Annotated in this window: 12 protein-coding genes and 2 pseudogenes; 7 read left to right on the forward strand and 7 right to left on the reverse strand. The window is 63.2% G+C overall.

Going from position 1 to position 9,756, the window contains the following annotated elements:
• A partial coding sequence (locus tag ACE5CZ_RS03530) for an iron chelate uptake ABC transporter family permease subunit (RefSeq protein WP_374945979.1) occupies window positions 1-327 on the reverse strand: 327 nt, incomplete at its 3' end.
• Window positions 328-408: 81 nt separating this feature from the next.
• On the opposite strand from ACE5CZ_RS03530, the pseudogene ACE5CZ_RS03535 reads away from it, so the two are divergent.
• The 6 genes and pseudogenes from ACE5CZ_RS03535 to ACE5CZ_RS03560 all read left to right on the forward strand — a co-directional run.
• Window positions 409-780 (forward strand): annotated as a pseudogene (locus ACE5CZ_RS03535) (hypothetical protein); the annotation flags it as partial.
• Window positions 781-1,060: 280 nt separating this feature from the next.
• Window positions 1,061-1,744, forward strand: a pseudogene (locus tag ACE5CZ_RS03540) (MMPL family transporter); the annotation flags it as partial.
• Between the two features lie 110 nt (window positions 1,745-1,854).
• On the forward strand, window positions 1,855-2,646 hold the full coding sequence (locus tag ACE5CZ_RS03545) for a TetR/AcrR family transcriptional regulator (RefSeq protein WP_374945980.1): 792 nt from the start codon (window positions 1,855-1,857) through the stop codon (window positions 2,644-2,646).
• A 342-nt stretch (window positions 2,647-2,988) separates the two neighbouring features.
• Window positions 2,989-3,147, forward strand: a complete 159-nt coding sequence (locus ACE5CZ_RS03550) for a hypothetical protein (protein ID WP_374945981.1) — start codon at window positions 2,989-2,991, stop codon at window positions 3,145-3,147.
• Window positions 3,148-3,731: 584 nt separating this feature from the next.
• Window positions 3,732-4,343 carry a hypothetical protein gene (locus ACE5CZ_RS03555; protein WP_374945982.1) on the forward strand — a complete coding sequence of 204 codons (612 nt, stop codon included), beginning with the start codon at window positions 3,732-3,734 and terminating at the stop codon, window positions 4,341-4,343.
• Window positions 4,344-5,006: 663 nt separating this feature from the next.
• Window positions 5,007-5,222, forward strand: a complete 216-nt coding sequence (locus ACE5CZ_RS03560) for an alpha/beta fold hydrolase (protein ID WP_374945983.1) — start codon at window positions 5,007-5,009, stop codon at window positions 5,220-5,222.
• Between the two features lie 33 nt (window positions 5,223-5,255).
• Here ACE5CZ_RS03560 and ACE5CZ_RS03565 read toward each other — a convergent pair whose 3' ends face one another.
• From ACE5CZ_RS03565 to ACE5CZ_RS03575, 3 genes are all read right to left on the reverse strand, one after another.
• A complete protein-coding gene (locus ACE5CZ_RS03565; RefSeq protein ID WP_374945984.1) occupies window positions 5,256-5,408 on the reverse strand; it encodes a Rid family hydrolase in 153 nt (50 codons plus the stop codon).
• Window positions 5,409-5,513: 105 nt separating this feature from the next.
• On the reverse strand, window positions 5,514-5,858 hold the full coding sequence (locus tag ACE5CZ_RS03570; RefSeq protein ID WP_374945985.1) for a YciI family protein: 345 nt from the start codon (window positions 5,856-5,858) through the stop codon (window positions 5,514-5,516).
• A 39-nt stretch (window positions 5,859-5,897) separates the two neighbouring features.
• Window positions 5,898-6,677 carry an alpha/beta fold hydrolase gene (locus ACE5CZ_RS03575; protein ID WP_374945986.1) on the reverse strand — a complete coding sequence of 260 codons (780 nt, stop codon included), beginning with the start codon at window positions 6,675-6,677 and terminating at the stop codon, window positions 5,898-5,900.
• A gap of 50 nt (window positions 6,678-6,727) precedes the next feature.
• Between ACE5CZ_RS03575 and ACE5CZ_RS03580 the strand changes: the two genes are divergently transcribed.
• Complete coding sequence (locus tag ACE5CZ_RS03580) at window positions 6,728-7,150, forward strand: MarR family winged helix-turn-helix transcriptional regulator (RefSeq protein ID WP_374945987.1); 423 nt, start codon at window positions 6,728-6,730, stop codon at window positions 7,148-7,150.
• Between the two features lie 59 nt (window positions 7,151-7,209).
• On the opposite strand, the gene ACE5CZ_RS03585 is transcribed toward ACE5CZ_RS03580, so the two are convergent.
• The 3 genes from ACE5CZ_RS03585 to ACE5CZ_RS03595 all read right to left on the reverse strand — a co-directional run bounded on the left by ACE5CZ_RS03585 (window position 7,210) and on the right by ACE5CZ_RS03595 (window position 9,488).
• A complete protein-coding gene (locus tag ACE5CZ_RS03585) occupies window positions 7,210-7,653 on the reverse strand; it encodes an SRPBCC family protein (protein ID WP_374945988.1) in 444 nt (147 codons plus the stop codon).
• Between the two features lie 184 nt (window positions 7,654-7,837).
• Window positions 7,838-8,224 carry a DUF1801 domain-containing protein gene (locus ACE5CZ_RS03590; RefSeq protein WP_374945989.1) on the reverse strand — a complete coding sequence of 129 codons (387 nt, stop codon included), beginning with the start codon at window positions 8,222-8,224 and terminating at the stop codon, window positions 7,838-7,840.
• A gap of 79 nt (window positions 8,225-8,303) precedes the next feature.
• On the reverse strand, window positions 8,304-9,488 hold the full coding sequence (locus ACE5CZ_RS03595; RefSeq protein WP_374945990.1) for a 4-hydroxybenzoate 3-monooxygenase: 1,185 nt from the start codon (window positions 9,486-9,488) through the stop codon (window positions 8,304-8,306).
• Window positions 9,489-9,756: the final 268 nt, after the last annotated feature.

Raw genomic sequence — 9,756 nt, forward strand, 5'->3', positions numbered from 1 at the left:
GGCGAGGCTGTTGCGCACAAGTGCCTGCAGCATCGCTCCCGACACGGCGAGCACTGCTCCGGCGACCAGGGCCATCGCCACACGCGGAGCCCGGGTGGCCCACACGATCTGCTGCGTGGAGTCCGACCAGTCGCCTCGACCTGTCGAGAAGAGTCCGTCGGCGAGAACGCCGACGACCGTCGAGGTCGGAATGGCAACGGGTCCGATGCTCACCGCGACCAGCGCGGCGGCGAGGGATGCGCAGGCAAGGCCGACGATCGTCAAGGCTCCGCGTCGGCGACCGCGCCTGATCGAGGCCACGACCTCGGGCACATTGTCGATCACCATGGCCACTCTTCCTGTTATTGAGAACGATTCTCACATACAGTAACCCACGATGACCGCTCGTTCTGACCGGGGGCCGCGCGAATGGCGTCGCGTCAGGTTGGAGGCGGCTTCGACGACGACGGGGTTGATGGTGTCGAGCCGTGTGGCATCGGGCTGGTCAGCACTCCGACCGAGAAGGTGGCCGCGCAGCTCGCCGACGAATTTCCCGACATCAGCGGAGGAAGTGGTTCTCTCGTATTCACCACGACAGACGACATGCCGTTCACAGACGCGCAGAAGGCTCAAGTCGGCTCGCTGCTGACTCACCTCGGAGAGCTTTCGGGGGTCAAGGCCGCCACGAACCCGTTCACCATCCAGACGCAGCTCGATTCCAGGTCGCCGATCGCCGAGCTGTCGACGAACATCCGATTCGTCGCCCAAGACGGCGCGGCGGCGCTCGCGACGGTGCAGTTCACCGACGACGCCTTCCTCGTGCCGCCCGCGGTTAAGCAAAACGCGGTGGCCGTAGCCGACGGCGCACAGATCATGGGCGTCGACGTGACTGTCTCCAACGAACTCGTGCAGGGTGTGCCGAACCCGTTCGGACCGGGCGAGGTCGTCGGCATTATCGTCGCAGCCGTCGTGCTGATCGCCCTGCTCGGCACGGCGCTCGGAGCCGCGCTTCCCCTGGTCAGCGCTCTGGTCGGCCTGGCCGTCGCGCTGCTCGGAGCCCTGTCGTCCCCTCGACACCAGCGAGGGCGCGGTCACATTGGGCGTCGCGGGCAACGCGAGTGCGCAGATCGACATCTCCGAGAAGCTCGGGCAGGTCTTGCCGATCTACCTGGGCGTCGTGATCGGCCTGTCGCTGATCATCCTGATCATGGTCTTCCGCTCCATCCTCATTCCCGTGATCGCGACGGCAGGGTTCGTGCTCTCGCTCGTGGCCACGTTCGGCGGGCTCACCGCGATCTACCAGCTGGGCTGGCTCGGCGCCGTCTTCGGCGTGCACGACCCCGCGCCCATCCTGAGCTTTCTGCCGGTGCTCGAGATCGGCATTCTGTTCGGCCTTGCCATGGACTACCAGCTGTTCCTGGTCTCCGGCATGCGGGAGGCCTACGCGCAGGGGGCTCCTGCTCGGGTTGCCGTGCGGCGCGGGTTGGCGGTGGGCCGCCCGGTCGTCACGGCCGCGGCGATCATCATGATCTCCGTCTTCGCCGGCTTCGTGTTCTCCGACTCGTCGACGATCCGGCCGATCGGGTTCGGGCTGGCGTTCGGGGTGCTCGTCGACGCGTTCGTCGTGCGCATGCTCCTCGTGCCCGCGGCGATGCACCTGCTCGGCACCGCAGCCTGGTGGCTGCCGAGGTGGCTCGGCCGAATTCTTCCGAACATCGACGTCGAGGGCGCATCCCTCGAGCGCCGAGTCGACTCACGTCGATAAACGCATCGCGCGCGGACGTTTGATTCTCGAAACCAACTTGCTCCCCCTCGTCGTTGCATGTATACCTTTCTACGAAGGGTCTCGCGAATGCCTCCTGAACTGCGGTCCAGATGAACGAGCTGATGCATAGCAACGCGGCATTGGATGAAACGCAAAGACGCATGCTCGACGTCGCTATGAACCAAGTCCGGATGCGCGGGCTGAGCGTCGGTTTCGGTGACCTGCGACTTGAAGACGTCATAGAAGCGGCCGGTGTGTCCCGAAGTTCCGCCGTCCGTCATTGGGGTTCGAAATCAGCGTTTATCGAGGATCTCCTCGTCGAAGTTGCGCTCTTCGGCGCCGGCAACCTGACGGACTCCGACGCGATGAGTACAGCCCTGGCGGTCGCATCATCGCATCAGCAATGGCAAACCACACAGGTGGGTCGAGAAATGCTGATGTCTGAAATCATTCGGACAACTTTGGAGAACAACTATTTCTCTACCCTCGATTCGGTTGCTTGGCAGTCGTACCTTTCGATTTCGGCGACTCTTCTGACTGCAATGCCGAAGTCGAAACGTCAACGACTTGAATCCGCGTTGCTCGCCGGAAACAGTCGGTTCATTGATGAAATGGCTGGATTCTACGAAGAGATTGCGAATCTTCTTGGGTTTCGTCTCAGGACTGAGTTTGACGGCGGGTTCCGACTTTTCGCGACTCTCGCGTCTTCGCTCGTTGAAGGCCTGGCCGTACGTCATCAGTCTAATCCAGGGATAACGGATGAGCTGTACCTAGGGGACACCCCTGACGGTTCGGCTCGTCACGATTGGTCGGCCGCTTCTATAGGATTCTCAGCTCTGTACCGAACCTTTCTGGAACTTGACCCCACATTTGTGCCGTCGCAACAGGTGGGTTCGCAGTGACCGTGAAAAATCAATTCAGCGAACAAGATAGCGACTTCTGCGCTTTTTGATTGGAGATGTATTTCTCCGACGGTGTGACACGATGAGCACATGAGAGTGCATCGTTTCGTCCAAGCCTCCATCATCACCTCCGCCTTACTCTTGATGGGTGGCTGCGCAGCAACAGCGCCATACGGGCTTGAGGTGATGGCGCGGGCGCAAGAGTCGACAGACGCGCTTCCCAGCGTCCTTACGGACGCTGGAGTGGTCACTGAGTCCTCGATTCGTCTGATCCAGGAGCATGATGGAGTTAATTATTACGTCGGACAGAGCTCGTCAAACAAAGACGACGTCTGCTTTTTCATGTACCAGTCTGATAAAGCTTGGGCCAGCGGATGCTCATCGGCTCTTCCCATCGAGGTGGGCTTCGATGGCCTGCCGAATGCCGTGCTCACTAACAGCCCTGTCGACAACGACGGCTACAAATCCATAGGCGAGAACGTCAGCGTCGCAGTCGACTAACGATTTTTCCGGGGCCTGACGGCGCTCTTCCTCGGGGTCCTTGGCCACCCCAGCCGTCCGTGAAACGAGGTCGGGCCCTAGCACTTAAGCGTGTGCCGAAACAAGGATCAGGCTGACACATCGAGTCCCACGCCACGGAGAACATACCGCGTAGTCTCGGCCCCCTAACAAGGGAGTTCGATGATGAATATGCCCAAGAGGCGCGTATTGCGGACGGTCGCAGCGACCGCCTGCATAGCGGCCGCTGTCTTCGGCGGAGCGGCGGCAGCGCAGGCGGCCACGAATACATATTTTAGCGGGAGCTCGTCGCCGGGGTCGACTCACACGTCAGCGCAACGAGTCTCTTCCGGCGGGGGCGCTATCAACCTCTCCGTAGGAATCAACTACATCCAGGCCCGCTCCGCGGCTGGTGTGAACCCTCCTGCATATGAGGCACACGGTACGGGAGGGCAGGTGCTCACGCATCCGTCGTTCAACAGTGTGTCCACGTGCTTCTGGCTGCAGGACCCAAACCCTGACGTGGACCATCCCGGCGCCAACAACATCCGCTGCCAGCAGAACTACTGAACCAAGGAGTCACGACAATGAAGTCACCAACCAGAAACCATGTCCTCGCGGGTGCCGTCCTGGCGACGGCAGCACTTATCGGTGCGGGAGCCACGGTCGCCGCAAATGCGGCGACAATCGAAAGCAAGGGAGTTGAACTGCCATTGGCGGTGTCCCACACACCCATCGACCTCTCCGTGCTGACAGCCGCACAGTCGCCAGTCGATACCCTTCCCGCGGGGATGGAACAAGCCCAGCAGGATGGCAACATCAACCCCGCGACGACGCACCTTCTTGGCGAAAACTCGACAGGTACCGTTTGGGTCGCGCTCGACTACACGGGTCAGGTCTGCCTTATCGTTTCAGTCGCTCAGATTGAGGGACTGGGCTCCGTCAGCTGCTCAACGCCAGACCAGTTCAACTCACAAGGAATCTCGGTCATGACCGGCTCGCCGGATACTTCTGTTGAGGCATACCTGGTTCCGGACGTCGCGGTCGACGAGACGCCGATCATAACTACTCTCGACGGCTCCTCGTCTCCTAACCTGATTCTCGGAGACCCTGCGGTTGACGACGAGTCCTCTGCGAATCGAGGTTCGGGAGGCTCCTTTCCTGTAGTCGTCCTCTCAAACACGCTGCGAGGTAAGTAATGAAGCGGCGCTCACTGGGTGTCCTGCTTGCTTGGTCGCTTGCCGTTCCGCTGGCCTTGGCAGGAGGTGCAGCAGCGGCCAACGCAGCCACGGTGACATACAAATCCGGAGATGACTCCTTTTCTGTTTGGTACCTCGACAGCCCGAATCGAAGCTTGATTGGTGGATCAACATCCTGGGGTGCGACGGCCCCGTTCGTTGGAATTCTGAACATACAAACACTCAGTAGTGCAAACGGAAGCGTGGTCTCGACGAACGCCGCAGCAAACGGTGGAGTCCTGACTCACGTGCGCACGACAGGAACAAGCAGATGCAACTGGACCGCCTCTGGACCTGTTCAGCCAGGCACTCTAACCAGCATCACCTGCCGGTCCACAACATAGGGCAGGGTGCGTCGGCAGCCCCGTCTGGTTGGCGAAGCTGTCGACGCATCGCAGTGGTAGTTGAAACGCCAATTGAGGGTGTGTGGTGGCGATGAAAGCAGGCGTCAGGGCGGGACAGGCTGTTGCTGATGGCGAGAGGCCCGGCGGACGTAACACCGCTGCCCGAACCGAATCTGGACGAGCTCCCGCCTGAGATACAGAAAGAGTTCCAGGCGCGGTAGTTCCTTCCACCTGGGCCCGACGCGTTTTCGCGCCGAACCTCGACCGCAACTGGCGCCTGTTGGCCGACGTCGACCCGATCATTCATCAGCCCGCGCTCATGATCTACGGCGACCGAGATGTGATCCAGAAATCCGAGACTCTTGCAGACTTCGTTCCGAACGTGAAGGTCGTCGACCTCGACTGCGGGCACTGGATCCAGCAGGAGAAACCGGCCGAACTCAATGACGCGATCCTGAGCTGGCTGCGGCAACAGAACGCCACGCACGCTCAATAGACCACGTGCAACGGCATTCGCCACGCCAACCCGCTACAGCGCGGCGATGAGCTCGATCTCGACGCGGGCACCCTTCGGCAGGGCGGCGACCTGATAGGCGGCTCTCGCCGGCAGCACCGCTCCGTCGAACACCTCGGCGTAGGCCTCGTTCACCACAGCGAAGTCGGCGATGTCGGCGAGCAGCACGGTCGTCTACTTGCTGAGCGACGGTCTACCGCTGCCTCAAGCAGGTTCGCCGCGGCTGAGGCGGGCCACTGTTGTGTTCTCGAGCTGCGGCTCGAGAGCGTGCCGTCAGCTGGCGGGATCGTAGTGAAAGGCGCGCACCTCTTGCGCGCACTGGCACGCGGCAGCAAACTTCGCCGCCCAGTCGCGTGCCTCATCGATCGAGGGCAACTCGAGCAGCGTGAAACCGCCGTCGAGCTGCCGAACCGGCGCGTCGTCACCGCTCGTCACGGTGCCGTCGATGCCGACCGACTCCGGAGGCAGGCTGTCGTCGATGGCTCCGCCGAAGAACCAGACGCCGGCCGCTTTCGCCTCCTCGACGATTCGGCGGGTGTCCATAGACGCTGCGACGAGTTGCTCGTCGGTCAGCTGCGCCATCGCCGCGCTCGGAAATGAGATCAGATACTTCGTCATGAATACAAAGTAGACCTCGTCGCCCGGGGACGCACGCTGTTATCGAGCGAGGTTGAGGAACGGGTCGATGATGTCCCAGGTGGCCTCCGGCTCTTCGAGGTGCGGCAAGTGTCCGGCAGCGGCAACGACGGCGAAATCGGCTCCGGAAATGGCGCCGGCGACGGCGCGGCCGTACGCGGGGGTGACGAGGCGGTCGCTCTCGCCGAAGACGACGAGTGTCGGAACGGTGATCGTGCCGAGCCGGCCGAGGAGGGTTGGGTCGCTCATGCCCTTGCCTGCGATTACCGCCATGGTCTCGCCGTTGGACAGCTGGATGGCGCGTTGTTCGTCGGTGAAGCCGGCCGGGTCCCTGTATCCGCGGTTCGGGTCGTGCCAGGCGGCCTCGGCGACCTGGCGGGCGTCGAGCGCGAAGAAGTCGAGAATCGGCTCGTTTTCGATGACGGCGCCGACGCCGTCGATGTCGATCACGGCGCCGATGAGGCCCGAATAACGGTCTGTCGCCGCGGCCTGGATCGCCATTTCGAGCGCGATCCACCCGCCGATCGACGACCCGACTACGACGACATCGTGTTGGCCGTCGTCGAGCAGGCGGGTCAGATAGGCGGCCGCGAGGTCGGCGACGGATGCGATGTCGTCGGGTCGGCGGGTACCGTTCCAGCCCGGGTGGGTCGGGGCCAAGACGTGCATGGTCGGGGCGAGGTGGTCGACGATCGGCGCGACGGTCTGCAAACCGCCGCCGCCGTGCAGCACCAGCGCGGTGCGGGCGTTCGGGTCGCCGGCCTCGAGCACGGCCAGGTCTTCGGGGAGGGAGGGAGTCATTCTGCGCCTATCTCAATATGTTTATTTACTAATGTTGATACAGTAGCACCGTGACGACGAATCTGGAACTCATGGGCCTGGCCATCAAGCGGGCCCAGTACAGAAACCACCGCACGATGGATGCCGCCCTGCGTGAAGTCGGGGTAACCCTGGTGCAATGGGACGCGTTGAGGGCCATAGAGCGGACGCCCGGCGCATCCGGTCACGACCTTGCCGTCGCGACGTTTCAGAGCGACCAGGCGTTCGGCACGCTGGCCAACCGGCTCGTCGACCGGGGTTTCATCTCGCGCGCCGCAGGGTACGGGCGCCGCATCGAGCACGCGCTCACCCCAGCCGGCCGCGACGCGCTGCAGCGGGGGCACCGCCTCGCCGAGAACGTGCTCGAAGACCTTTTCTCCCCCCTCGAGGAGGGGCAGCGCGCCGCTCTCGCGCAGGCACTTGAGCTGCTCAACGTTGACGCGGGGTTGAGTTGAGCGCGACCGCCGCGCAGATCAAGGCCCGACACACGTCTGCATCCGGCCGGCGGCGATCGTTATGCCTCCGCGGCAGCCTTCAGTTTGCTCAGCCACGCGTCAAGGGATGCGTCTAGCGCGGCATCCATCTCATCGCGTGCGCTCTCGACCGCGGGGCCCGACCACGATTCTGCGGTCGTCACCCGTGTTCCGGATCCGTGCGCACGGAAACTCCATTCGTGGATACCGGTGATACCGTCGCCGGTGCCGCCCCACAAGGTGCGCTTCTGATTCTCGACAGAGTAGATCTCTGACGTGACGGTGAAGCCGTAACTCGTCCAGGTGAAGGAACCCCCGGGGGCAAATGCACCTTCCATTGTGGACTCGACGATCGAGGTCTGCCAGCGGGGATAGCTCGCAGGATCGGTGTGCAAAGCCCACACTCGAGCGAGTGGGGCGTCGATATCCTGCTGCTTTCGAACCACGATTGGCGCTTCATCATCAATGCGAGTGGGATAGTTCATGAGGCCTCCTCGGCACGGTCGAAATGCTGGAACCGGCGAAGGTGCCGGGCCCCCGGTCTTGGGTCGAGTACGACTCCAAGACCGCGCAGCGGCCCAGCCATGGATTCGCGACGAGTCAACGGGCATCGACCGCGAAGGGGGCAGCCACGAGTACCTCTCGACGAAACTCACCCGATACTCCGCCTCACTTCTTCAGGCTTTTCGGGGCCGCGTTGAGCGCGACCGCCGCGCGGATCAAGGCACGGAACGCATCCGCATCCAGCGTGTCGCCCTCGCGGATGTCGATGGCCCGCCGCACGCCTGCGCCCACCGCGAGCAGCCCCTTGGGATCGGGCAGCACCGAACCCTTCGGAAACGTGAACTTGACCTTGTCTTTGTAGGTCTCGCCGGTGCAGATGAGCCCGCCGAGACTCCAGGTCGCGACCCCGAGCGGATTCGAGGGTTTGTGCCACTTGGTCTCTTCGACGACGTCGGGCTCGGCCTCGAGAATCAGGCCCCGGATGCGCGATAGCGTGTCGCCGCGCCAGCCGCCGAAGGCGGCGATGATCTGGTCGACCGAGGTGGATGCCATGAGGTGCTCCCTGTCGTGAGGCGAGTGCTGCAGCTACCCGTCATGGTACCGAGTAGCAGGGGCGCTACGTCGTGAGAGATCAGTTCACTCCCGCGATGAATTCGCCGTAGAGCCGGTTGGCCGTGGGCGAGGTGGCCAGGCGTCGCAACTCGGCGCGGGCAATCTGCTTGCGGAAATCGCCCGCGTAGCTCGGGTCGCCGGCATCGTGGTTGACGTCGGTGGTCCACGCGGCGAAGGTCTGGTAGATCCAGATGTGTTCGAGCGCGGCTTCGGAATACGACTCGAGTGCCGTGGGGTCGTTCTCGGTGACCGAGCGAAGGACGGCCCGCGCGAAGAGTTGCGCGTCGTGGAGGGCGAGATGGATGCCCTTGGCGCTCATCGGGGGAACGATGTGCGCGGCGTCGCCGAGCAGGTAGAGCGGGCCATAGTTCATCGGGTCGTAGACGACGCTGCGGAGGGGCACGATGCGCTTGTCGAGGATCGCTCCCCGCGTCATGGTCTTGCCGAATCGGGTATCGATCTCGCCCCAGATCCGGTCATCGGTCCAGGATTCGAGCCGGTCGTGCAGCGGAACCTGCAGGTAGAGACGGCTGGCTCGAGTACCGCGAGGGATCGACGCGGCGTAGCCGCGCTCGTGCACGGCGGTGTCCAGCGATGTCGAGGCCACATCGGCGAGCATCGTGAGCCATGCGTAGCCGTACTCGCGTGAGTAGCATGTGAGCGCATCCTGGGGGACGCTCGCCCTGCTGATGCCGTGGAATCCGTCGCATCCGGCGATCAGATCGCTCGTCAGAGTGTGCGTGGTCCCGGCGGCGTCGCGGTATTGCACGACCGGTGTTGTGCCTTCGAGGCCGGTCAGCGGGAGCACCTCGGAACCGTAGCGCAGGTCTCCGCCGTTGCGGAGGAACGCGTCGTGCAGGTTGCGCACCAGCACCTGCTGGGGGATGAAGACCGCCTCCTGACGATCGTCGTCGTCGTCGTCGAAGTCGAACGGGATCTGCTCTCCGTCGATGTACATACTCCACGAAGTGACGTCTGGGCTGTCGTCGCTCGTCACGACCTCGCCCAGCCCCCATTGCTGGAACATCCGGACGCCGAAGGTGTCCACGGTTCCGCCGCGCTGACGCTGGTCTGCGTACTCGCGGGTGTGCTTCTCCAGCACCACGCAGTCGACTCCGTTGCGCAGCAGCAGGTTGCCCAACGTGAGGCCGGCGACGCCGGCGCCGATGATGATCACGCGAGTGCGCTGATTCGATTCGCTCATAGTGAAGTTCTCTCTGTTCTGGAGCCCGCTGGAAAGGGCGCGTAATGCCAGTGTGCGGAGGCGACCGTCGACGGCCAACCGGTAAGCAGACGGCTGTTACCGAGAAGTCGCCAGAATTTCTGCGGCTCGATTCACGGCGTGAGACGCGTCGGGTCAGTGAGCGGCTCGGCGCAGCTCGGCCTGGTAGCGGCCCGGCGTCTGTCCGAGAACGTCACTGAACGCGTCGATGAAACTCGACGGATTCGACCAGCCGCAGAGCATCGCGGTC

This window comes from Agreia sp., from assembly GCF_964263775.1.
In the GTDB taxonomy this organism is placed as follows: domain Bacteria; phylum Actinomycetota; class Actinomycetes; order Actinomycetales; family Microbacteriaceae; genus Agreia.